Source organism: Stackebrandtia soli, assembly GCF_965137155.1.
Taxonomy (GTDB): domain Bacteria; phylum Actinomycetota; class Actinomycetes; order Mycobacteriales; family Micromonosporaceae; genus Stackebrandtia; species Stackebrandtia soli.
This window is the reverse complement of the sequence record NZ_CBCRZX010000022.1, coordinates 35,360-58,722: the sequence shown is the minus strand read 5'-3', so window position 1 is coordinate 58,722 and position 23,363 is coordinate 35,360. Positions and strand designations below refer to the sequence as shown.

The 23,363-nt window shown below is 66.5% G+C and carries 17 protein-coding genes and 2 pseudogenes; 7 read left to right on the top strand and 12 right to left on the bottom strand.

Annotated elements, in window-relative coordinates; all coding sequences use genetic code 11:
• Positions 1–24 precede the first annotated feature (24 nt).
• The 8 genes and pseudogenes from ACM9NP_RS14265 to ACM9NP_RS14230 form a co-directional block, all read right to left on the bottom strand.
• Positions 25–1,005: a tyrosine-type recombinase/integrase gene (locus tag ACM9NP_RS14265; protein WP_415647165.1), complete on the bottom strand. Its 981-nt coding sequence runs from the start codon at positions 1,003–1,005 to the stop codon at positions 25–27.
• 59 nt (positions 1,006–1,064) lie between these two features.
• Positions 1,065–1,556, bottom strand: a complete 492-nt coding sequence (locus tag ACM9NP_RS14260; protein ID WP_415647164.1) for a GNAT family N-acetyltransferase — start codon at positions 1,554–1,556, stop codon at positions 1,065–1,067.
• A gap of 113 nt (positions 1,557–1,669) precedes the next feature.
• Entirely contained in the window at positions 1,670–2,122 is a 453-nt protein-coding gene (locus tag ACM9NP_RS14255; protein ID WP_415647163.1) for a YiiD C-terminal domain-containing protein, read from the bottom strand.
• A 258-nt stretch (positions 2,123–2,380) separates the two neighbouring features.
• A complete protein-coding gene (locus ACM9NP_RS14250) occupies positions 2,381–3,031 on the bottom strand; it encodes a VOC family protein (RefSeq protein ID WP_415647162.1) in 651 nt (216 codons plus the stop codon).
• A 156-nt stretch (positions 3,032–3,187) separates the two neighbouring features.
• Positions 3,188–5,551, bottom strand: coding sequence for an ATP-binding cassette domain-containing protein (locus tag ACM9NP_RS14245; protein WP_415647161.1), 2,364 nt, complete (start codon positions 5,549–5,551; stop codon positions 3,188–3,190).
• A 394-nt stretch (positions 5,552–5,945) separates the two neighbouring features.
• The gene (locus tag ACM9NP_RS14240; RefSeq protein WP_415647160.1) at positions 5,946–7,196 is read right to left on the bottom strand and encodes an MFS transporter; all 1,251 of its coding nucleotides are present in this window, start codon (positions 7,194–7,196) and stop codon (positions 5,946–5,948) included.
• Positions 7,197–7,332: 136 nt separating this feature from the next.
• Positions 7,333–7,935: pseudogene (locus ACM9NP_RS14235) on the bottom strand (glyoxalase); the annotation flags it as partial.
• A gap of 119 nt (positions 7,936–8,054) precedes the next feature.
• On the bottom strand, positions 8,055–8,411 hold the full coding sequence (locus ACM9NP_RS14230; protein ID WP_415647159.1) for a VOC family protein: 357 nt from the start codon (positions 8,409–8,411) through the stop codon (positions 8,055–8,057).
• A gap of 139 nt (positions 8,412–8,550) precedes the next feature.
• Between ACM9NP_RS14230 and ACM9NP_RS14225 the strand changes: the two genes are divergently transcribed.
• Entirely contained in the window at positions 8,551–11,349 is a 2,799-nt protein-coding gene (locus ACM9NP_RS14225; RefSeq protein ID WP_415647158.1) for an ATP-binding protein, read from the top strand.
• 126 nt (positions 11,350–11,475) lie between these two features.
• Here the strand turns inward: ACM9NP_RS14225 and ACM9NP_RS14220 are convergent, their stop codons facing one another.
• Positions 11,476–12,969: an MFS transporter gene (locus ACM9NP_RS14220; protein WP_415647157.1), complete on the bottom strand. Its 1,494-nt coding sequence runs from the start codon at positions 12,967–12,969 to the stop codon at positions 11,476–11,478.
• Positions 12,970–13,211: 242 nt separating this feature from the next.
• On the opposite strand from ACM9NP_RS14220, the gene ACM9NP_RS14215 reads away from it, so the two are divergent.
• Complete coding sequence (locus ACM9NP_RS14215) at positions 13,212–13,583, top strand: YciI family protein (RefSeq protein ID WP_415647186.1); 372 nt, start codon at positions 13,212–13,214, stop codon at positions 13,581–13,583.
• A complete protein-coding gene (locus ACM9NP_RS14210; RefSeq protein ID WP_415647156.1) occupies positions 13,580–14,791 on the top strand; it encodes an RNA polymerase sigma factor in 1,212 nt (403 codons plus the stop codon). Before ACM9NP_RS14215 ends, ACM9NP_RS14210 begins: the two co-directional genes overlap by 4 nt.
• A 186-nt stretch (positions 14,792–14,977) precedes the next feature.
• Here ACM9NP_RS14210 and ACM9NP_RS14205 read toward each other — a convergent pair whose 3' ends face one another.
• Together ACM9NP_RS14205 and ACM9NP_RS14200 are read right to left on the bottom strand one after the other, a co-directional pair.
• Positions 14,978–15,394: a VOC family protein gene (locus ACM9NP_RS14205; protein ID WP_415647155.1), complete on the bottom strand. Its 417-nt coding sequence runs from the start codon at positions 15,392–15,394 to the stop codon at positions 14,978–14,980.
• A 282-nt stretch (positions 15,395–15,676) separates the two neighbouring features.
• Positions 15,677–17,029: a tetratricopeptide repeat protein gene (locus ACM9NP_RS14200; protein ID WP_415647154.1), complete on the bottom strand. Its 1,353-nt coding sequence runs from the start codon at positions 17,027–17,029 to the stop codon at positions 15,677–15,679.
• Positions 17,030–17,875: 846 nt separating this feature from the next.
• Here ACM9NP_RS14200 and ACM9NP_RS14195 point away from each other — a divergent pair.
• Positions 17,876–18,961 carry a coiled-coil domain-containing protein gene (locus ACM9NP_RS14195; RefSeq protein WP_415647153.1) on the top strand — a complete coding sequence of 362 codons (1,086 nt, stop codon included), beginning with the start codon at positions 17,876–17,878 and terminating at the stop codon, positions 18,959–18,961.
• A 450-nt stretch (positions 18,962–19,411) separates the two neighbouring features.
• A complete protein-coding gene (locus ACM9NP_RS14190; RefSeq protein ID WP_415647152.1) occupies positions 19,412–20,248 on the top strand; it encodes a class I SAM-dependent methyltransferase in 837 nt (278 codons plus the stop codon).
• Between the two features lie 156 nt (positions 20,249–20,404).
• Here ACM9NP_RS14190 and ACM9NP_RS14185 read toward each other — a convergent pair whose 3' ends face one another.
• On the bottom strand, positions 20,405–21,592 hold the full coding sequence (locus ACM9NP_RS14185; protein WP_415647151.1) for a GyrI-like domain-containing protein: 1,188 nt from the start codon (positions 21,590–21,592) through the stop codon (positions 20,405–20,407).
• A gap of 365 nt (positions 21,593–21,957) precedes the next feature.
• On the opposite strand from ACM9NP_RS14185, the gene ACM9NP_RS14180 reads away from it, so the two are divergent.
• Both ACM9NP_RS14180 and ACM9NP_RS14175 read left to right on the top strand, forming a co-directional pair.
• The gene (locus tag ACM9NP_RS14180; protein ID WP_415647150.1) at positions 21,958–22,812 is read left to right on the top strand and encodes a methyltransferase domain-containing protein; all 855 of its coding nucleotides are present in this window, start codon (positions 21,958–21,960) and stop codon (positions 22,810–22,812) included.
• A 58-nt stretch (positions 22,813–22,870) separates the two neighbouring features.
• Positions 22,871–23,363 (top strand): annotated as a pseudogene (locus ACM9NP_RS14175) (GNAT family N-acetyltransferase); the annotation flags it as partial.

Here is a 23,363-nt window from a genome sequence, read left to right as displayed (position 1 = left end):
TCACGTCGACATCGCCGATTCGTGTCACGCCTCGCCCGGCTCAGGCAAGCTCAGCCGGTCGATCGCTTCGCGCCGACGACGACCGGGGCGCCGGTCGTACCGGGCCGTCGTCTCGGGCGAGGAGTGACCGACGATCTGCTGAGCCGTCGACAGGTCGACGCCCGCGTCGAGCAGTTCACCGATGAACGTCCTCCTCAGATCGTGCGGCGTCGCGGCCGGGGCTCCACATTCCTCGAAACGTCGGGAGAGGATGTTCGCGATGGCCTGCCCCGTCATCGGCGCGGGTTCGCCGTCGCGGATCCGGATCCGCCCGGACCGCGCGATGGGTGAGAACAACGCGCCGGGGCCGAGTCCGCGCACCGCCAGCCACAACTCCAGACGCGCGACGGCCTGCTTGTTCAGGTGTACGAGCCGCTGCTTGTCGCGTTTGCCGAGGACGGTCAGGGAACGCTCGCCGCTGTCGTAGTCGGCGAGCGCCAGTCGTGCGACTTCCCCGCGTCGACAACCGGTGGACATGAGGACCGCCAAGAGCGCGGCGTCGCGACGTCCGGCGGGGGAGGTGTCGGCGTCGCAGACGGCGAAGACGGCACCGCTGGTCTCGGACGGCACGTGCCGTCCTCTGGGGAGTCGGACGTTACGAACCGACGAGATGTCGGTCGCCTTCTTCCAATCGTCGGTCGACATGAGACCGAGTCGCATCGCCTCCGTCAGAACGCGACGAAGCGCGACGAGGTGCTTGTTGACGTGGGCGGGCGACCAGCCCTGGTCGGTGAGGAGCGCTTTGATGTCGGTGGTGTCGCGGTATCGGAGAAGGTGCCACGGTTGGCCGTGTCCGGTCGCGGTGTCGATGCCGGTGCGAAGCCGCACGATCCGGTCGAGACACGCGGCCATCTCGCGACGGGATGCCGGACTCACCAGCTGCGACAGGTAGGTCAGGTACGGATCGGCGGGCGCGCGATGGGTCGTCTCGCGGGAGCCTTCGATGTTGACGAGTTCGTGCGACACGTCCTATCGTAGGCCGTCCCGGTCGGTAGTGGACGGCCCGCCGAGGGCGCGCGGTTCGATCAGCCGGACGCGGGTCCGAGGTCCAGCCGGTACCGAATTCCCGGCTGGCCGCTGATGTCAATGTCCCCGGTCACGGTGAATCCCGTGCGCTCCAACACTTTCTGCGACGCGATGTTGTCCACTGTCGTCCTTGCCTCGATCGTCGTGAGGCCGTAGTCGTCGCGGGCGAGCGCGCACACCTGACGGACGGCGCTCGTCGCGATCCCGCGTCCGGCGACGTGTTCGGCGATGCGGTATCCGAGTTCGGCGGTACCGTCCGTGATGTCGACGAGGTTGACGCGCCCGATGACGGAGCCGTCGTCGACGATGACGTGGAAGCGATGCAATCCGGCGTCCTGTTCGGACAGGATCTCGCGGTGCCGGGCGTCGAACTCGCTGAAGTACGCGTCACCACGGTCGGGAATCGACGCGGCGAAGAACGCCCGGTTGGCGCGTTCGAACGTGAGCAGCGCGGGCCCGTGGTCATGGCGAAGACGGTGAAGATGCGGCACGAGACACGACGGTACCCGCGAGCGCTTGCTCCGCCAACCCTCAACCGGTTCGACCTTGGTCCGATGTTCGACGTTACGTTGCGGCGCTTAGGAACATGAGACGTCGGCGCTCGTCACCTCGTGTTCGGCCGGAGGGTCCATTCGACGGTCATGGTCGCGACGGTCGTCCCGTTCTCGGTGGTGATCTCGACGGCGACGGGGAAGGTCGGCCGTTGGCCCGCGTCGAGTTCGGCGATGACCTCGGCGGGGGAGCGGTCGAATGTGGCGGTCGCGGTAACGGGACCTCGGGCGGTCTTGGTGTAGGTGATCTCGGCGCGGGTCGTCAGTGGGGTGGCGCGGGACAGTTGTTCCCCGAACGCGGCTAGGACTATCGCTCCTGAGGCGGTTTCGGCGAGCGTGAACATCGCTCCCGCGTGGGGTCCGGCGATGTGGTTGTGATGGGCGGGGTTGTCCGGAAGCCGGACGACGGCGCGTGTGGCGGTGAGTTCGAGGACCTCGATGCCGAGTGTTCGGACGAAGGGGACGGTGGCGCGCAGCCCGTCGGCGAGGGCGGAGAATTCGTTCACCCTGCCATATTACTGACCAGTAGCATCCTTCGCCACGGTCTGAGGCCCACGTGAGTCGCGCGCGATGTTATGTCAAGTGTCGACTATTCGCGCCCTTGGTGAAGTACCACGGAACAGGGTGGTCATTCGCTGCGGATGTCGTTCGGAGGCAACGATTCCTTCGATGTCGATGCGCGCTCGGTCGAGCTACGAGTGTCCCACGCCATCGGATCGCCGTCACTTCAAGTCCACAATGCTCAAGCTCGACCGGTGGCGGCGTCAGTCGCGACCCATCCAGGTCGCGACGCACGCCTCGGTGCCTTCGGCGTCGGCGAGCACCCACCTGGCGGGAGCGTGTTCGTCGGTGACCAGTTCGCCGCCCGCCTCGACCGCCGCCGCGACACGCGCCTCGGCTTGGTCGTGAGGCACCGAAATGTCGATGTGTACGCGGTTGCGCTGCTCACGGGGTTCGCTGATCCTCTGGAACCAGATCGACGGACCCCGCCCACGCGGATCCACCAGCTCCTCGTCTCCAAGGTCCTCATAGCCGAGCACGGCCCGCCAGAACGGCATCACCTCGGGAATCGAGACGGCGTCGATCGATACCCGAACGGCCTGCGGGGTCGCGGGTTCCGCCGGAATGTCCAGTTCCTTCGCCACCATCGAGATCTGCCGAGCGAGCTCGACGTCACGCCCGCTCAAGCCGTCGACCTCGTGGGTCATCATGCGCACCGTCACGCCCGCGTATCGCAGGTCGACGTCGGGGTGGTGGTTCGCCGCCTCCGCGAGCGTCCCGATCGCGGCGATGAGCGCGACCCCAGTCTCGAAGGAGTCCGTACGGAAGTAGGCGCACGCGCCCCCGAACAGAACACGCCAGTCGTCGAGGCCGTCGAACTCGTGAAACTGCCACGGCGTGATCTGTTCGGTCATGCCGTTCAACTTACCGCCATGCGTCCGATCCAGTGGGGCCTTGGACGAGCCGAAATGCCCCACTCCGACATGGACGTCGGCCGTTTGGTGACGGCGCGAGGAGGGCCGGTCGAATCCCGCGATCGACGTCGACCCGCCCTCCTCGCGAGGCCTCTGTCAGCTCCCGACGTAATCCGCCAGGTGCTCTCCGGTGATCGTGGAGCGCGCGGCGACGAGATCGGCGGGCGTCCCCTCGAAGACGATCTTTCCGCCGTCGTGACCGGCGCCCGGCCCCAGGTCGATGATCCAGTCCGCGTGCGCCATAACGGCCTGGTGGTGCTCGACGACGATGACCGACTTACCGGATTCGACGAGCCGATCGAGTAGGCCGAGCAGCTGCTCGACGTCCGCGAGGTGCAGGCCCGTCGTCGGTTCGTCGAGGATGTAGACGCCGCCCTTCTCGGCCATGTGGGTGGCCAGCTTGAGCCGCTGTCTCTCGCCACCGGACAGGGTCGTCAGCGGCTGACCGATCGTGAGGTAGCCGAGGCCGACGTCGGCGAGCCGATCGAGGATCTTGTGCGCCGCCGGAGTACGCGCCTCACCGCTTCCGAAGAACTCCTCGGCCTCGCTCACCGACATCGCGAGGACCTCGCTGATGTCACGACCACCGAGGTGGTACTCCAGAACCGATGCCTGGAAACGCTTCCCGCCGCACTCCTCGCACACGGTCGCGACGCCCGCCATCATCGCCAGGTCGGTGTAGATGACTCCGGCGCCGTTGCAGGTGGGGCAGGCGCCCTCCGAGTTGGAACTGAACAACGCCGGTTTCACGCCGTTGGCTTTCGCGAAGGCCTTACGGATCGGGTCGAGCAGCCCGGTGTACGTCGCGGGGTTGCTCCGTCGCGACCCACGGATCGCGCCCTGGTCGATCGACACGACCTCAGCGTCGTCCGGGATCGACCCGTGCACGAGCGAGCTCTTGCCGGAACCGGCGACGCCCGTGATCACGGTGAGCACACCCAACGGAATGTCGACGTCGACGTCGCGCAGGTTGTGGGTCGACGCCCCACGGATCTCGAGCGCCCCGGTGGGCTTTCGCACCTCCTCCTTGAGCACCGCCCGGTCGTCGAGATGACGACCCGTGGTCGTGTCGCTGGCGCGCAGTTCCTCGACGGTGCCCTCGAAGCAGACCGTGCCGCCGGCCGTCCCCGCGCCGGGGCCCAAATCGACGACATGGTCGGCGATCGCGATGGCCTCCGGTTTGTGCTCCACGACGAGAACCGTGTTCCCCTTGTCGCGCAGTTGAAGTAGCAGTTCGTTCATCCGCTGGATGTCGTGCGGGTGCAGACCGATGGTGGGCTCGTCGAAGACGTAGGTGACATCCGTGAGCGACGAGTTGAGATGACGGATCATCTTGGTGCGTTGCGCCTCGCCGCCGGACAGGGTGCCGGCCGGGCGGTCGAGACTGAGGTAACCCAGTCCGATCTCGACGAACGATTCGAGAACCTCGCTCAAGGCCCCCAACAGCGGCGCGACCGACGGCTCGTCCAGCCCACGCACCCATTCCGCGAGGTCGTTGATCTGCATCGCGCAGGCGTCGGCGATGTTGACGCCCTTGATCCGTGAGGAACGCGCGCCCTCACTGAGCCGGGTGCCGTCGCACTCGGGGCAGACGGTGAAGGTGACGGCGCGGTCGACGAACGCCCGAATATGCGGCTGCATCGCCTCCCGGTCCTTCGAGAGGAAGGACTTCTGGATCTTCGGAATGAGCCCCTCGTAGGTGAGGTTCACGCCTTCGACCTTCACCTTGACCGGTTCGTGGTACAGGAAGTCCTGCATCTCCTTCTTGGTGAACTTGCTGATGGGCTTCTCCGGGTCGAGGAAACCCGACTCGGCGTAGGTCCGCACGGTCCACCAGCTGTCCGACTTCCAGCCCGGGATCGTGAACGCGCCCTCCGCGATCGACTTCGAGTCGTCGTAGAGCTGTGAGAGATCGATGTCGGAGACCGAGCCCCGCCCCTCGCAGCGTGGACACATGCCACCGGTGAGGCTGTACGTCTGCTTCACGGCCTTCTTGTCGCCGACCGTTATCGCGCCGCTGCCCTTCACCGAGGGAATGTTGAAGGCGAACGCCTGCGGCGAGCCGATGTGCGGATCCCCGATACGGCTGAAGAGGATTCGCAGCATCGCGTTGACGTCGGTCGCGGTGCCCACGGTGGATCGGGAGTTGGCGCCCATCCGCTCCTGGTCGACGATGATCGCCGTGGTCAGACCCTCCAACAGGTCGACCTCCGGTCGGGCCATCGACGGCATGAAGCCCTGGACGAAGGCGCTGTACGTCTCGTTGATCATCCGCTGCGACTCCGCGGCGATCGTGCCGAACACGAGCGAGCTCTTTCCCGAGCCGGAGACACCGGTGAACACCGTCAGCCGGCGCTTCGGGATCTCGACGCTGATGTCCTTGAGGTTGTTCTCGCGCGCACCCCGCACGCGGATCAGATCGTGGCTGTCGGCGGCGTGCGGCTTGTCCCTCGTGGCCATGCTTCGTGTCTCCATCTTGTACGTGGTCCGCCTGGGGCGGTCTCCGTCGTGATCGCCTCTGTCGCTCGATCCAACAGGCTTCGAGCAGGGCGTCAGGGTCTTTCTCGCCGACGCGTTCGCGGCGACGAATCATTGTCTACATGATCGAGCGGGCCGCCCGTGGCGGTCTCGTCCGTGCTCACCGGTCCGCCGTGCCCGGCTCAGTTCACGCGCGGCATCACCGAAGACTCGGCCGCGAACGCCGTGTCGTCGCGCGGGCGGACCGTCGAGTGGATGGTGATGTCCATGAAAATCAGCCTAGTTGGCACCGCCCGACGAACGCTTCTCGATTCCTGATGGCTCCGGTCACCCTCCACGCGTGACGGGCGCCGTTTCGCCGGAGGCGGTCGACGGCCTATGCCTTCCGTGACTCGGCGCGATACCCGGTCCCGTTGTGTCGGGCCAACAGCAGGACACAGGCGATGACGCCGAGCATCACGGTGGCCAACCCCGATGCACCTAGTGTCATGCGAGGGCCCAGCGTCGTCGCGAGCGGTCCGCCGAGCGCGGTGCCGAGTGGGGAGGCGGTGAGCAGGACCGCGCTGCGCGCCGCGAGCAACGCGGCGAGGTGCTGCGGCGGGGACTTCTCCTGCATCAGCGTCACCGACAACGCCACGAACGGACCGTAAATCGCGCCGCCGAGCGCGAAGGACACGAGGGTGACGACGGTGGGTGCGTCGAATCCGAACGGCAACAATAGGAGACCCCAGGCGGCGACGATGGAAATCGTCACTGGCCACAGTGGAAGTCGTTGCAGGACGCCGACTGTGAGCCCGCCGAGGACCGCGCCGACACCGAACAGCGTCCAGTAGAGGCCGAGCAGTGTTCCCGACCCGTTCAGGTCGTCGATGACGTGGAGCGGCAACGCGACTTCGACCGGTCCGTACAGGAGATTGAAGAACCAGGTGAGAGCGAGCAGCCCGAGTAGTTCGGGGTGCGATCGCAGCAACGTGAGTCCGCCACGGGCCGCGGTCCGATCGATCGGCGAGACGTGCGCCGACGTCGGGAGGCGAAGTCGCGCGATGAGCACGGCGAGGAACACGTAGGTGAGCGCGTCGAGGCCGAGCACGAGCGCGGAACTGATGTACGTCACCAGGACACCCGCGATGGCGGGACCGGCGATCGTGGCGGCGAAATTGAGGGAGCTGACGAGCGTGTTGGCGGCGAGTCTCTGTTCCTTTGGCAGGATCTCCGCGAGCAGGGTGTACTTTCCCGCGTTGCCCCACGCGTGCAGCAACGATGAGATCGCGAGCAACCCGACATACAGCGGCAACGTCAGGAATCCGGCGAGCCAGGCGAGCGGTATCGCTCCCAGGAAGACACCGCGCACGATGTTGTCGGCCAGTAGGAGCCGCTTCGGGGTCATCCGGCGAAGACGGCGGCCGAACACCAACGCTCCGACCACACCGGGCAGCACATACGCGGCGACGGAACCGCCGACCCACAGTCCGACGGTCCCCTGCGGCGCCAGTTCGATGGCGAGCCACGCCACCGCGACGAAGCTCATTCCGTCCCCGAGGTACGAGACGCAGAATCCGAGAATCAGTCGCCGGAACGACCGGTCGGCCAGCAGGGGCCGGTAAGCGGAGGGGATGAGGTGAGGCATCGAGGCACCTTGGGAGTCTGTCGAGGACGAGTCGGGGGGAGGGTTGGGCGGCGAACGCGTCCACCACCCAACCACTGTGGATCATCGAGCGACGTCGGGGCGCGCGGAGCCGTCGGCGCGCTAACCGCGAAGAGGTTGACGTGTTCTCCCAATCGAAGGCGTCCGGGTCGGTGAAGGTCCCGATATCGCCGCCGATGACGATCCGGTGTGATCCGGTGCCGTCGGGCGGGACGCCCGCGTCCTTCGCGGCGGCGCGGCGGCCGTACAACGCCAACTTGATGTTCGCGGTCGCGAACTCGACGTACTTGCGGCCGAAGCTCTTCGCGACGGACAGGCCGCGTTCGACGTAGAACCGTTTGGTCGCGGCGACGTCGTCGACCCCCAGCAGGAGTACGAGCTCGTCGACGTGCCGAGTGTCCGGCCCGGTGTTCTTCTTCGACGACGTCGCGATCTTCCAGATCGTGCCGTCGGGGTCGCGGATGACGCCGCCATAACCCCAGAAGCTCTTGGCGGCGGGCTTCAGCGTCGCCGCGCCCCCGTCAAGCGCGGTCCCGATGAGACTGTCGACGGTGCTCGGCTGCGACACGACGAGCGACAGCGCGAAGCCGCGAAAGCCGGTGGTCGGTGCCTGTGAGGCGCGGGTGCGAACCCGGTCGCCGAGCCCGAAGGCCTTGGCGTAGAAGGTGTCGGCGGCGGTCGTGTCGGAGACTTCGAGGGTGATGGCTTCGATGGTGGACATGGCGGAGTCCTTTCAGGAGGTGGGTTCGTGGTGCGGTTCGGGTCCGTCCCGTCGTGGACGGGACGGGCGGGTGCGTGAGCGGCGATTCATCCGAGGCGGAGGCGGCTTCCGCGTGTCGGTCAGCGGTCCTGCATCAGTCCGAGGACGTTGCCGTCCGTGTCGACGACGGTGGCCACCAACCGGCCCGCCCCGACGTCGTGCGCCGCTTCCTTCACCACGGCACCGGCCGTGATCAACTTCGCCAGCGTCGTCTCGATGTCCTGCACGTGCCAGTAGGCGACCGGGGAGGACATGCCCTGCGGGCCGCCGCCCGGCACCAGGCCGATGTGCTGACCCTCAGCCTCGAAGCCGACGTAGTAGGGACCGTCGGTCTGCGGTTGGACACCGAGCAGGGCGGCATAGACCGCCTTCGCCTTCGTCAAGTCCGAGACCGGGTGCAGCACGGTCTTGATTCCCAGGGTTGTCGAACCGGTCATTTTCTCTCCTCAAGTCGCGGGCCGCTTCGACCCGGTGTGTACAGCTAAGAATTCCCGCGACGCCGCCGATCCACATCCGTGGTGACCACGGAACCCACCACGGAACCGGGGCACTGAGGAGGTACGGGAGAATGGCGTCGTGACGGTGGAGATCTCGGCTCGGGAGGCCGACGTGCTGGCGTTGCTGGGGGAACACCTCAGCAACGCCGAGATCGGTGCGCGCCTGTACATCTCGGTGCGCACCGTGGAGAGTCACGTCTCCTCACTCCTGCGCAAACTCGGGGCACCCGACCGTCGGGCGCTCGCTCGGCGCGCGTCAGAGTCGGCTCCCGTCGACGAAGCCCGCGCGACCCCGGTGCCGGTGCTGCCGACGGCGTTGACCTCGTTCGTCGGCAGGACGCGGGAGCGCGCCGAACTGACTCGGCTGATCAGGGCCCATCGACAGGTGACGGCCGTCGGACCAGGCGGAGTGGGCAAGACCAGGCTGGCGTTGACGGCGGCCGCCGATGTCGTGAACGCGTACCCCGACGGGGTGTGGTTCGTCGACCTGATCTCGACCACCGACCCGGCGATGGTCGCCGCCGCCGTCGCCGGCGCGCTCGGCCTCGGGGAGTACCCGGGGCGTGGCATGGACGAATCGGTGGCCGCCGCCATGACGGACCGCCACGCCTTGTTGGTGCTGGACAACTGCGAACAGGTCCGCGACGGGGTGGCGCCGTTTCTCGAACAGTTGCTCGCGACGTGCCCACGAGTGACGGTGTTGGCGACCAGCCGGGCCCGATTGATGGTGCCCTTCGAACGCGTATACCCGGTTCCGCCGCTGTCGCTGTCCGGCGAGGGCGAGTCGGACGCCGTCGCGCTGTTCATGGACCGCGCGACGGCGGTTGGCCACCCGCCTGATCCGGCGCTGCGCGACCACATCTCATCCTTTTGCGAGCGGCTAGACGGGATGGCGTTGGCGATCGAGCTGGCGGCCGCCCGATGGCCCACTCTCGGGCTGGACGGGCTCACCGCTGGCCTGTCCGACCCGCTTCGCATGCTCGCCGGTGGCTCACGCGCCGACGACCGGCACCGTTCGGTGCGCGCGGCGCTCGACTGGAGCCACGCCTTGCTGGAGCCGGACGACCAAGCGCTCCTACGGCGGGTGTCGGTGTTCGCGGCGCCGTTCACCGCCTCGGCCGCGGCCCAGGTGACCGGTACCGACCCGGGCGGCGTCAACGTCGGGCTCGCCGAGCTCGCCGAACAGAGCCTGCTGGTGGTGATGGCCTCCCCGAACGGGACCGAGTACCGGGCGCTGGAGACCATCCGCCAATACGGGACGGAACGGCTCGTCGAAGCCGGTGAACTCGTCGACGCCCGATCCAGGCACCTGCGCTGGTGCCTGGCCAACGCCGCCGACCTGGCGGTGGCACGACCCGACTGGCGGGCCCGGTTCGACCGGACGGCCGACGACCTCCGCGCCGCGTTGACCTGGGCCGCAGGGCAACCGGACCTACGCGCGGACGCCTACCGACTCGCCGTACGCATGGCGGAGCTGACCTTCACCCGCAACCTGATCGGCGAATCCCAACAGCGCTACGAACAGGCCGCCGACCTCGCGGACGACCCGGCCGACGCCGCGTCGATGCTCCGAAGCGCCGCCGCCGTCGCGGGATGCCGAATGCGCGGCGACGACATGTACCGCCTCCACCGCGAGGCCGCGGACACCGCGCTCCGCTCTGGAGACAACGCCGGTGCCGCCACCGACCTGGCGACCGCCGCCACCAACGCCTACCGGTTCTCGACCAAGTTCGAGCGGATCCCGCCGCAGGAGGAGGCGATGGCGCTCATCGCCGAGGCGCGAGACCTGGCCGGCGACAACGCGATCGCCGAAGCGGCCGTGGCGCTGGCGGAGGCCGGGGTCATCACCGACGCCTTCGGTGCGGCCCAGGGACCACCCGAAAACGCCGTACCGGAGACGATCGCGCGAGCCGAGCAAGCGGTCGACCTCGCCCGCCGGACCGGCGACCCGCTCGCCGAATCGGCCGCCCTCGACGCGCTCACCGGCGCCCGCAGCTGGGAGGGTGACTCGTTCGCCGCCGCGACGACGGCACGGCGCCGAATCGCGCTGCTCGCCTCCGTACCCGACAGTCCGGCCAAGACCCACGAGCTGATCGACGCGCTCGGCATCGCGACGGAAGCCGGCCTCGGCGCGGGTGACCTGTCCGGCGCCCGCCGGTGGGCGCGGCAGCTCGCGGATCATCCGATGCTGGCCGAGGTCGGTCACCGTGCCACGAGCTGGCTGCTCGTGGCAGATGCCTTGGTGGGTAACGCAGACGAGGTCCTCACCGGCAGCGAGCGATTCCTCGAGGCGTGGCAACGCGCCGGAAGTCCCGCCCGCTCGGCCCTCGGCCCCGCAGTGGCCGGGGTGTCGATGATTCACGGTCTCCGGGATGACCACGAGGCCCAACACCGGTGGCTGGCGGTTCTCGCTCAACTCGGCACCCCACCGGAGCACACCTACGGCTACGGGGCGGTCTTCGACGCGATACTTATGCTCCATCATGGACAAGCGGAGTCGGCTCTGGAACGGATGGCGCCCGAACCTCGCGACGTGTGGAAATGGATCACCTGGATCTGGCTCCACTGGTACGTGGCGCTGCGCGCCGAGGCCGCAGTCCTCGCCGGGAACCCCGACGTCGACGACCACCTGGCCGAGGCAAGGGCCATCGTCGCCGGGAACCCGATCGCCGCCGCCATTGTCGAACGAGCGGAAGCCATGCGCGACAAGGACCCCGAACGACTGCTCGCCACGGTCGACGCGTTCGACGCCGCCGGTTGCCGCTACCAATCGGCGCGAACCCTGATACTCGCCGGCGGCGACCACGCGACACGAGGAACGGCGGCGCTCGCCGAACTGGGTCTCACCCCGATGGCCCGCCCAAGCACCGTCGCCTGAACGGGCCGATGTGGAGTGCCGTTTCATGGACCCGAGCGCGACCGACTTCGAGAGTCACTGAGCCGCGAGCGTTCCGTCTCGCCTCGTTGCGCAAGGGTCGGACTAGGAGCCGATCGCCCGATAGTCCTATGTGGAAACAGTCTCGTATTCCGGCATTGCGGACCGCGTCGTCCGGGGAGCCGCGCACAGCCTCAGGATCAGGACGGCCAGCCCGGCGAAGATGACCGCGGAGATGACGCCGGTGACATGCAGGCTGGTCGTGAACGCCGCCCGTGCCGAAAGCAGCAGTTCCGCGCCCTCCCCGGAGGGAAGAAGCTCGCTGGCGGCGACTGCGCCGGCAAGGGAGTCGGACGTGCCGTCCATCTGCCCGCGGTAGACCACCGCGGCCACCACCCCGAGCAGCGCGAAACCGAGCGAACCGCCGAAGTAGTTCCCGGTCTCCGACATCGACGCCGCAGAACCGGCGCGTTCCGGTGGAACGGAGTCGATGACCAGGCCGGTGCCCAGTGCGAACAGCGGCCCGGTTCCCAATGCCAGCACGGTGATGCCGATCATCACCAGCGGTAGAGCGAGGGCGCCGTCGACGCCGACCAGCAACAGGCTTCCCAGCGCCGACACCACCAATCCGCCGACGATCGCGGTCGTCTGCTTCATATGCCGGGTCAACGCCGGAGCCACCATGGTTCCGAAGGCCACGCCCAAACCCATGGGCGCGAACAGCACCGCCGACATGGCCGGAGAGAAGCCGAGCACGCTCTGAAGGAACTGCGTCACCAGCAGACCCGTCCCGGCCATGGCGATTCCTGCGAACGCCAGTCCGACGATGACGGCCGTGAACGGGCGATTGCGAAACAACCGCAGGTCCATCAGCGGCGCCTCCAATCGCAGCTGCCGACGGACGAACAAGAATCCGAGGCCCGCCCCGACGATGAGAGTCAACGCCGGAACGACTGCCACACCCTCGACGGTCAACTGCTTGACGCCGTGGACCATCAGTAGGACCGCCGCGAGCGACAGTCCGACGCTGACCGGGTCGAGCCGCCCGGCCTGGTCGCTACGGAACTCCGGCAACAGGATCGGCCCGGCGATCAACAGCACCGCCATCGCCGGCACGGCGACCAGGAACACCGACCCCCACCAGAAGTACTGAAGCAGGAAACCGGCGAGCACAGGTCCGAACGCACCGCCCGTGAACTGGCAGGTCGCCCAGATCGCGATGGCCTTCCCACGCTGTCGGTCGTCACGGAACATGTTGGTGATCAAGGCGAGTGTGGAGGGCGCCAGGGTCGCGCCGGCGACGCCCAGCAGCGCCCGCGCGACGATCAACGTCAACGGGTCGGACGCGAAAGCGGCCACGACCGACAGAATCGCGAACGCCGTCCCGCCGATCATCAGCAACCGCCTCCGGCCGATCCGGTCGCCGAGCGTGCCCATCGTAATGACCAGCCCGGCCACCATGAGTCCGTAGCTGTCGCTGATCCACAACTGCTGGACGTTGTTCGCTCCGATGTCGGCGCTGAGCTTTGGAAGGGCGAGGAGCAGCGCCGTCATGTCCATCGCGACCAGCAAGGTCGGCAGCATGAGGACGCCCAGTCCCAGCCATGCCCGGTTGACTCGCATATTCGAAACTTCCCGTTCTCTCGACGTTTTGCCGGTTGGTCGGAGCGATCGAGAGTTTCTTGACATCGGAACGAATATTTTTCGTCCCCGACGTACCGTCAGCGTCATGTCCGGCCGCGTTCCAAGGCCCGGCGGACGAGACTCATGCGAAATGTCCGGCGAAGGATGTCAAGACGACGGCGATGGCTCCGACCAAACGGACGAAGAGCCCGTCGGGGCTCGCCAACAATGAGGAGTACGAGATGAAGTTCTTGATCAGCATGCACATCAACCCGGCCGTCATGGACGCGCTGAGCGAGGAGGAGCGATCAGCGATCGGCGCCGGTCACGGCGAGTTCATGGAGGCGCTGAAGAAGTCCGGCGAGTTGATCAACACACAGGCGCTGGTCGACCCGTCCCAGGCCGTCGTGGTTTCCGTTCGCAACGGACAACCAGTCGTGACCGATGGTCCATTCCTCGAATCCAAGGAATTCCTGGGCGGCTTCTACCTGATCGACTGCGAGAACAAGGAGCGAGCGATCGAACTCGCCTCCCGGATCCCGGACGCCGCGATCGAGGGCTTCGGGATCGAGGTGCGGCAGGTGATGTTCTTCGAGGGACAATTGGAGGCATGACGAGATCGACCACCGAGGACCTGCTGCGTGAACTCGCGCCGCAGGTCCTCGGCACGTTGGTCCGGCGACACGGCCAATTCGAAGGCTGCGAGGACGCCGTGCAGGAGGCCGTCCTCGCGGCCACCGTGCAGTGGCCGACCGACGGACTGCCGAGCAACCCGCGCGGCTGGCTGATGACCGTCGCGACCCGCCGACTCATCGACCAGATGCGCAGCGACAACGCTCGCCGCGAGCGCGAGGCGGCGACAGCGGCCGAGGTGGCGCCCGAAGAAGTACCGGACACCGACGACACACTCGTCCTGCTGTTCCTGTGCTGCCACCCGACATTGACCCCGGCCTCCCAAACCGCCCTCACCCTGCGAGCCGTCGGGGGTCTGACGACCGCCGAGATCGCCCGCGCGTTCCTGGTGCCGGAAGGCACCATGGCGGCCAGGATCAGCCGGGCGAAACAGCGCATCAAGGCCGCCGGAAGCTCGTTCAGCCTCCCGACCGGCGCGGAACGCGAGGAACGCCTGCGCGTCGTCCTGCACGTGCTCTACCTCATCTTCAACGAGGGCTACACCGCTTCCTCCGGCACCGAACTGCACCGCACCGACCTCGCGCGTGAGGCGATTCGACTGACCAGGATGGTGCACGCGCAACTCCCCGAGGACGGCGAGGTGACCGGGCTCCTCGCCCTGATGGTGCTCACCCACGCCCGGCGGGACACGCGGACGACAGCGACCGGCGACCTCGTGCCGCTGGACGAGCAGGACCGGACGAAGTGGGATCGCGAGCTGATCGCCGAAGGCAACGAACTGGTCAAAACGTCACTGGCCTCCCCGGCACTGGGGCCGTATCAGTTGCAGGCCGCCATCGCCGCCACGCACGCCGATGCGGCCACCGCGGAAGAGACCAACTGGGCCCAGGTGCACGCGCTGTACCTGATCCTGGAACGGATCGCGCCCAACCCGATGGTCACCCTGAACCGCGCGATCGCGCTCGCCGAGACCGAGGGCCCCACGGCCGGCCTGGCACTTTTGTCCACGCTGGACGATGACGAGCGAATGGTCGGGCATCATCGTTTGCTGTCCGTGCGGGCGCATCTGCTGGAGTCGACCGGCGCGACGGGCGAGGCGTACGAGCACTACCGGCGAGCCGCGAAGTCGACCGCCAGCATCGCGGAGCAGCGGTACCTGGAGTCCCGAGCCAAACGGTTGAAAAGCTAGAGGTTTGGACGCGGCCTCAATGAGCCACCCGCCACACGATGGCCGCTCCTCACCGAGGACCGGCCATCGTCATGTCGGTGATGTTGAGTCGAAGGATCGCGTTCGGAGTCGGCTTGGTTTCGTCGGCCCGAGGAAACCAAGCGCCACGCCCTGTTCATCGTTTCGGCAGATCGCCTGGGGCGATGGTCAGTCGACCTTGAAGTCGTCGGCGGTGAGTCCGTCGCCGTGTCCTTCCGGCCATTGCACGAGCTCGATCAGGTAGCCGTCGGGGTCGCGCACCATGGTGACCAGCGGGTCATCGGGCCCCGCCGTCGGCCGTTCCGGATCAGCCTGGATGCCGTGGCTAGCCAAGGTGGCGATGGTGGCCAGCAGGTCGCCGGTCTGGATCGCGAGGTGGTTGAGGCCGCCCGTCTCGGTGACCGGACGGTCGGGGTCGTGTACGAGTTCGATGGTGACGAACGGGTCGTCCGGCAGCTGGATCATGGTCAGGCTGCCGAACGGTGTGTCGGGAACCGTTCCGACGACGGTGTAGCCGAGTGCCTGATAGAACGCGAGAGAGCGATCTATGTCGGTGACTCGAAGACCGACGAGCAAGGTGCGCACGATAATTTCCTTAATGGTCGGACGTGGTCAGTGCTCGACATCGTAGAGCAGGCGCATGACGTGGTTGCCTTGGGCCACACTGGATGGTTCGTCGTTGTCGGCCATTTCCGCGCCAGTTCAACGAATCGCGCATTGTCCGTTCTCAGCCTTGTTGGCATCGCTTCAAGGTCCCGACCTGCAAGGTCACAAAATGACTGAGAGTCTTCGTACGGTCGATTCTCATCCAGCTCGGCAAGTGAGGCTCAGATCATGAGCGGACCTGCCGGATGGCAGAGTGCGGCGTCAGAATGGGGGATCGGAGAATGTGTCCGTCCAGACGGGCACGAACGGCTCGGATTTGCGTTGCTGAAGGACCGCTACCGCGTCGGCGACCCGGCCGAGGTCGATGAGGTGGCCGGCAAGAGCGCTGCGGTTGTCGGGGGCGTGCGGTTCAAGGACGGCGACGGCCTCCTCGACCCGACCACTGTCGGCGAGCAGGTCGGAGATGGTCTCGGCCGTGTACCAGGTGTCGCGTTCGGGGTGCACCCGCGCCTGATCGAGGGCCTCATCGAGCAGGCCGCAGTCGACCAAGAGCTGAAGTCTCAGCCGGAAGAACTCCCATTCCTCCTCACCGTCACGTCGCGCTTTGAGGGCGTCGAGGTAGGCCAATCCGTCCCGGGCGCGGCCGTGGTCGGCGTACAGGGTGCACAGCATGTCCGCGATGAAGTCGTCCGCGCCGCCAGGTGAGTCCGCAAGCGCGCGCATCACCCCGATCGCCTCGTCGCCCCGACCGTGCCGGGCCAGGAGCTGCGCCAGAAGCATCGCATGGTGACACTGCCGAGCCGGTGAGCCGCCAGGCTGTCGGTACACGGCGATCGCGCCTTCCACGTCACCGCGCTCTTCCAGTGCCTCGGCGAGTCGTTGCGTGGCGTGCCCGAGGGACTCGGACGCGGCGTACGCGCGCAGTTCCTCGATCCGGTCGTGCCTCGCCAACAGGTCGGCCAGTTGATCACGGCTGTTGACGGAGTTGAAGCGCCGGGTTCTCAACAGGTCGATCGCTTCGTCGACGCGTCCCTGGCGCTCACGGATCACGGCGAGCAATTCGATTGCCGTGTCGGGGTCGAGACCGCGGCAGCACCACGGACTGTCGCACCGATGCCCGGCTGGAATCCGGGCGGCCAACAGCGCGGCGATGTCCTCGTCCCGCCCTGACCCTTCGGCTATGTCGACCAGAGTGGTGGCAAGGGACCTGTTCTCCATTCCAGCGCTCAGCAACTCGATCGCCTCGTCCTTGCGGCCGTGCCGGGAAAGCAAGCGCCCATAGGTCTCCAGCGCTAGCTGTCCGGCCTCCGCGTACGGCCTGACCAGCGCGATCGCTTCCACAGCCCGGCCCCAGCCCTCCAGCAATTCTGCCTGGGCCTGGACGGCCGGCCACCAGCCCGTGCCGACGTACGGAGCCAGCACCTCCAACGCCGCTGCCTGACGCCCCTGGTCACCGAGAAGCCGTGCCCACTCACGCGCGCAGAACCATTCCCCCCGGCCAGACTGGAACTCCACCTCCTCCCTGTAACCGAGCTCAAGGAGTCGGGAGACCAAGCGCGGAGGAATGCACCCGGACTCAGTCCGGGTCCGGTAGTCAAGATCAGCAGCATCCATGGCAGGGCACCCTAGCCGCCTCCGTGACACCAACCCATGCCGGTACGCCGTAGTTGACCCGCCACCCAGCTCTATCGACGTCGACAGCACCGAGCACTCGACCGCAAAGACCTTCCCGCCATATCTACACAACGGGACGTCCTGATCCAACATCAGGTGAGAATTCACCACACCCGATGCCAAGTACACGGCGAACGAGCCAACTCAACTGAGAACGGACTCGTGTGACCCAAGCCATCGACCGGATGACCGGGACCTGGCACGGCCACCAGGTTTGCGAAGGGTTCAGGTACCACTTTGACCGCAGACGCTCTCAGAATCGCGCTCAAGGCGTCGTGCCTGGTCAGGCGGTTGAGACAGTGCGGGGATTCGCCCGGTTCGCGATCCCCGTTCTACCGGCTTAAGGCAATGTTCGTTTCATTGGGTGAAGAAGGAGGCGGTGGCCGCCGGCGAACCCGTTCCCACCCAGCGAGGGATGTCGTTGGGGCGCTTCGGATCGCGCGAGGAGCTGCTTCCCCCCAATCGCCGCCAGACACGAGCGTTGATCTTGTTCACTAGGTCCACCAGGGCCAGTGGCTGAAACCGATCCGGGCGTCTCCCACGCTTGTTCACGGTTGCTCGCCGGTCGCCGTTCACCAACGTCCTGTTCGGCAACGGATCCTCTGGAGACCACTCTTTGCCACACGCTCCGCCCCCCTTGACGTTGGGGCCCGGTAGGCGGGCATCGATTTCTCAAGTTACGCGAACTCGAATTCGCGTGAGTTACTTTCAAACCCACGGGATATTTTATTTATATTTTATTATTTTCTGTTTCCAGAAAACCGGATATTAATATACACTGGTCACATGAAGACAGCTACTACCTGCCAACGGTGCGGCAAACCGATACCCCAACAGCAGGGCCGGGGGAGGCCTCGCCAGTACTGCGCAGAAGGGGATTGCCAGACAGCGGCTAAACGCCAGCGGCAATTGCGGCGGGAGACACCGGGTCTTGAGGGAGCGCTGGCCCGGGCCGAAGATCTGTACGAGCGAATGGAATCCGGGTTGGCCGCCGCCATCGCTCCACTCGCTGAGAGCCTCGCGGCGGAACTCGATCCCGCGCGGGTCGAAGCGACGATCGCCGCCGCGAACCGCGCCGCTGACGATCGGGTCGCGGCGGCGCGAGCGGAACGCGATGACGCGATCGCGCGCGCCCGAGAGCTGGAGGCCGAAACGCAGGCGGCGCAACGAGCGGCGGAGGCGGCGAACACGAGTCGAGACGAGGCGCTCGAGATGGCTCGCGCCGCGACGACGGCGGCCGCGGATGCTCGCGCCGAACGCGACCACGCCGTGAAGCGGGTCGAGGAGGCGCAGGAGCATCAGCGCCAAGCGGAACAGTCGACCGCCGAAGCGTTGACGCGCGAACGTTCGGCGCGGTTGGCCGCCGAGGCGGCGACGGCAGAACGGGACGAGGCACGCACCGGTGAGGCCCAGGCGAAGTCCGCCGCTGTCGAGGCCGAGCGGCAGCGGCAGCGGTTCGAGGTGGAGCGCGATATCGCCCGTCAGTCGGCTGGCGCGGCCGAGACCGCGCGCCAGGACGCCCTGACGACGGCCGCGATGGATCGCGCCGAAGCCGAACACGCCAAACGCCGGGCCGAAGAGGCGACGGCCGAACGTGATCGCGCTATCGCCGATGCCGCAAGGGAAGTCGAGGCTGCGCGGGGCGCCGTCGCCAAGGCTGAGGCTGAGCGGGCGGAGTTGGCGCGCCGGTACGAGGACGAGAGTCGACGTCGGGCCGAGTCCGAAGCGGATCGGGAACGTGCGCGTCAGGAGGCGACCGCTTTGATGGAACGCGCGGTCTCCGCCGAGCTCGCGAGGGACAACGCCCAAGCCGAACTCGCCGAAGCCAGGTCCGCCGCTCAAGCAAAGGCCACAGTGGAACAATCGCGTTAGCTGAGGCTTCGCAGTATCGATAGGGGTTCTCCGCCGGAACATGCGAGTCCGCGTTCGTATGTTCCGGCGCGTTGTTGAGCAATGACGAGCGCTGCATCGTGGACGAAGCCGTGTCGACGTCGCACCTTCGTTGCCCTCGCGTTGACGACAAAGGAGCAATGCTCTGGGGTACCTCTATCAAGGGCCACGATCGACCGTACTTGACATAACATCTCGCGGAATCTGGGGCGCCGCCCCGAGTTCATCCCTGCTGTAACAGGCCCCGGAGTCCTAGCCGGACACCGGGGAACAAGCAACAGTCGGTCGTTCTCCGACGTTGATTCCGGCGCGAGTTGCCGACACTGCCCACCTCCGGATTCGCTATCTCCAGCCGGAGTGTCGACAGACGATCGATTCTCAAGACCCACCGGGTGTCGGCACTCGCTCGAATCGGCCTGCCACACTGCGGACATGAACGGAAACCCTCCCGACGACGGGCGCGACGTGAACCGGGCCCTTTGGGATGCCCGTGCCCGAACGCATGGCACGACTCCCAACGACAAGCTCTACGACGTCGATTCGTTCCTGGCGGGCCGGCAGACGCTCTATGGGATCGAGCTGGAACTGGCCGGTGACGTGACCGGACAGGATGTGCTGCACCTGCAGTGCCACTTCGGCATGGACACACTCAACTGGGCTCGTCTGGGTGCCAGGGTCACCGGTGTCGATTTCTCGTCGACGGCGATCGTCCGTGCACGCGAGCTGGCCGAGCTCGCAGGGCTGACCGCCGATTTCGTCGAGGCGGACACGCAGAACCTACCGTCGGGTCTGGCGGCTAGGTTCGATCTGGTGATCGCCACCTACGGGGTGCTGTGCTGGATCGGGGACCTTGGCGCGTGGATGCGTGGTGCGGCGATGGCAATGCGGCCGGGGGGAAGGCTGGTGCTGGTCGACCTGCATCCCGCCTACCAGACCCTGGCCACCTACGAGCCGTTCGTGGCCGACTGGCCCTACGGCGGAGGAGAGCCCCAGCGTGAGGTCGTAACGGACACATATGCGGACCCGGACCTGCCGATGAACGCACAGGAGGTGGTCCAGTACCCGCACTCGGTGGGCGAGATCGTGACAGCGGCCGCTGGATCGGGATTGATCGTCGACCGGCTCGCCGAACACACCGAGGCCGAATTCCCCGGGCGTCGCATCCTTCCGCAAGAACCCGACGGCACTTGCCGGTTCCCGTTCGGTGACACCTACCTACCGATCCTCTACTCGCTCCGAGCGAAATCACCCCGAACGGCCACTGCGTAGCCTTCGGTTCTGGGCCGACCGTATCCGTGATGAGGCCGCCCACCCGCAGCCCGGTGGGTGGCCGAATCCTCCGACCGCGCCCCAGGTTCCCGGTGTCCTGTTCCGCTCGGCGCCTTCGGCAAAGGCGTTCATCACCATGGCGACAGTCGCAGGGCCTCAGGCGTTCACGGGTTCCACCGGCTGACGCAGTACGGTCCTCAGTTTCTCGGGCGCGGTCTTGCGGGGGTCGCTGAGGTAGACCTCGTGGTGCCGACCCGACGGACGGAGGGAGTTGGCATCGAGATAGGTGTGGTGGAGCTCGTTCATGATCCGAGTTTCGTCGTCATAGGAACCGATGTGCAGCACCTGAGCGCTGGGGCCTTCGTGGAGAGTCAGCTGCCGGACCTGGGAGATGGCCGGAAGCTTCTTCTTCTCCAACGCCGTCGTCACACCGTCGTCGATCATCGCGTCGGTGATCCACGACGGCAGACTGATGAACATGGTCCAGTTCCACGCGGACTTGTCCCGCGAGACGAAGACGTCCGGCCGGTCCGACCACCACAGTCCCTCCAGCGGACCGACGACGAAGTCACGGCCACCGTCCGCGCGTTTGCTCGCGAACTTCAGGGTGTACGCGACGGCGTAGAGCGCCTCGACCGCGTGGGTGTAGTCCTGTGAGGTGTTCGGGTCGCCGGTGCCGTCGACGGCGATGAAACGCTGTTCGGGAATGTCCACGATGGCCCACTTGGTGTTCTTGGGTGCGTAGAGCGCCTTCAGATCGCGCTTGACGTCGTACGGTGTCATGGGCGTCTCTCCTTCTCGATGGTGCGTGCCTTCCAGTGATGTGCGATAACGAGACAGCCACGCCTGTTCGGCCGTCAATTGACCGAGGGAGTAGTCGAAGATCGCCTGAACGAATTCCGGAGCGTGTCCCTGTGCGTCGGCCGCGCTCTGAATGTGAGCGATTCGCTCGCCGAGCGCTGTGGCTCGCTGACCCAACGCGCGGAGCAGGTGTACGCGGTCGACGGCCGGTTGGTTGGCGAGCCCGGCTAGGACGCGGGGGAACGTCGGGTGGAGTTCGGCGATCGCCTGCTCGACGGCGATCGCGCACATGCGGCGACCCTCGTCGGTCGCGGCATACACCTTGCGCGCCTTGCCTTCCGCGGATCGAGCCTCCTCGGTCGGTTCGATGAGACCGCGCTCGCGAAGCTTCGTGATGAGGTAGTAGATCGAGCTGAAGCCGATCTCCGTCCACTCGCGCATACCGCGCTCGGTGATGACCTCCTCGAGCGCGTAGCCGTGTCTCGGTCGCTCAACGATGAGGCCGAGGAGAGTCAGTTCGGCGGCGGTCAAGCGGGAGCCCATGACGGTATTCTAGCGCTAGAATAATCACTGGGCGCCGTCGGCTCCTCAGTCACCCGGAGTCCCTCCCGCCAGGTAGGTTTCCGAATCCGGCCGGCAACCATAACGTTCGGCGTGGTTGACCGCCGAGGCGGTGACGACGGAACGGGACAACGCCCGAGCCGCACTCGCCGAAGTCAAGTCCGACATCGAAAAGACAGCCACGGTGGAAAAGTCGCCATAAATGGTTGATTCCTTATGCCGGGTGGTCCGAGAGATTCGGCTTTGAACTGGTAGGGCTCGACCGCCGCCCTGTCTGGAATCTGCCTATGAGGTAGGGCTGGAATATTGAATTGCTTCGATCGTGGGGCCGACTTAGGTTGGCGGACATGATTATCAGCAATGCATTGGGATTCCTGCTCGGGCTGGAAGGGGTGGCATTGCTGCGCGCGAGCGCGGGAGACTTCCCCGACGGTGCGGCGTTCGCTGAAGCCAGGCTCGCCGAGATCAGGGCGATGCTCGCCGCTGACCAGGCAGAGTTCGGTGAGGTCGTCGAACTCGACGCGCTTGATGTCAACACCGGCTATCGCGACTGGTCGAATCGATATGACGAAGAGGACAATCCGCTCATCGCGGTGGAGCAACCGGTTGTGCGATCGATCCTGGAAACGCTGCCCGTCGGGAAGGCACTGGACGCGGCCTGCGGCACCGGACGTCATGGCCAGTACCTCGTCAAACTGGGACATCAAGTCGTTGGGGTGGACGGATCGGCGGAGATGCTGGCGCTCGCCCAAGACAAGATGCCCGACGCCAGGTTCCATCTCGGTGACATCAACGCGATGCCGCTGGCAAGCGCCGAATTCGATGTCGTGGTCTGCGCTCTGGCCCTGACTCATCTGACTGAACTGGAGTCGGTGTTCCGTGAGTTCCACCGAGTCCTCAAACCTGGTGGTCATCTGGTGCTGTCCGACATTCACGTCGCATCGCTGTATTTGGGTGGGATCGCGGGAGCCACCGACGCTGAAGGGCGGCCGGGCCACCTGCCTGCCAGCCGATGGCTGCCCAGTCACTACCTCCAGACCGCGCTACCGCTTGGCCTGCAGGTGCGCGGCTGTGTCGAACCACGATGGGGCGGCGACACGGGACATGGCGGACCCCAGGCCCGGCGCTGGTGCCCGGAAGCGGCTACTGCGGCATACCGGGACACCCCGGCCGCCATCGTGTGGCACTTCCAGAAAGGATGACGCCGCCCCCGCAAGAAACCGGTTGCCGACGGTCGCCCCTGTCGCGTGAGATTCAGGTATGACGATTGTTCTGGGTGAGCCAGAAGTCGGTCAGCTGAACGAAATTGCCGGAGTGCTGCGAGAGTGGCAGGCCGAGGGAGCACCGACGCAACTACATCCCGGGGACCGGGGCTGGTTCCAGCGGTTCGGCGCGCAGACCACGGCGGCGGCCGTTCGAACATGGAGCCGGGACGGACGGATCCTCGCCATCGGACTGTTGGACGGGTCTTGCCTGTTGCGACTGACGATCGCTCCCGCGGCGTCGGGACGAAGAGGTGGCGCGGGCGCTCGTCGATGACGTGACCGCCCCGGAGTGCAGCGTCCTTCCTTAGGGACGGGCCAACATCGAGGCGCCGATGGACGCATTGATACAAGATCTGTTGCTTGAGAACGGTTGGACCATCGACGAGCCGTGGACGCCGTTGCGTCGCCGCCTACAGTTCGGCCGGAACCGAACCGCTCGCCGAGGTCCGAGACCTGGCCCGCAGCGCATAGGGCACCACGGGATCGGT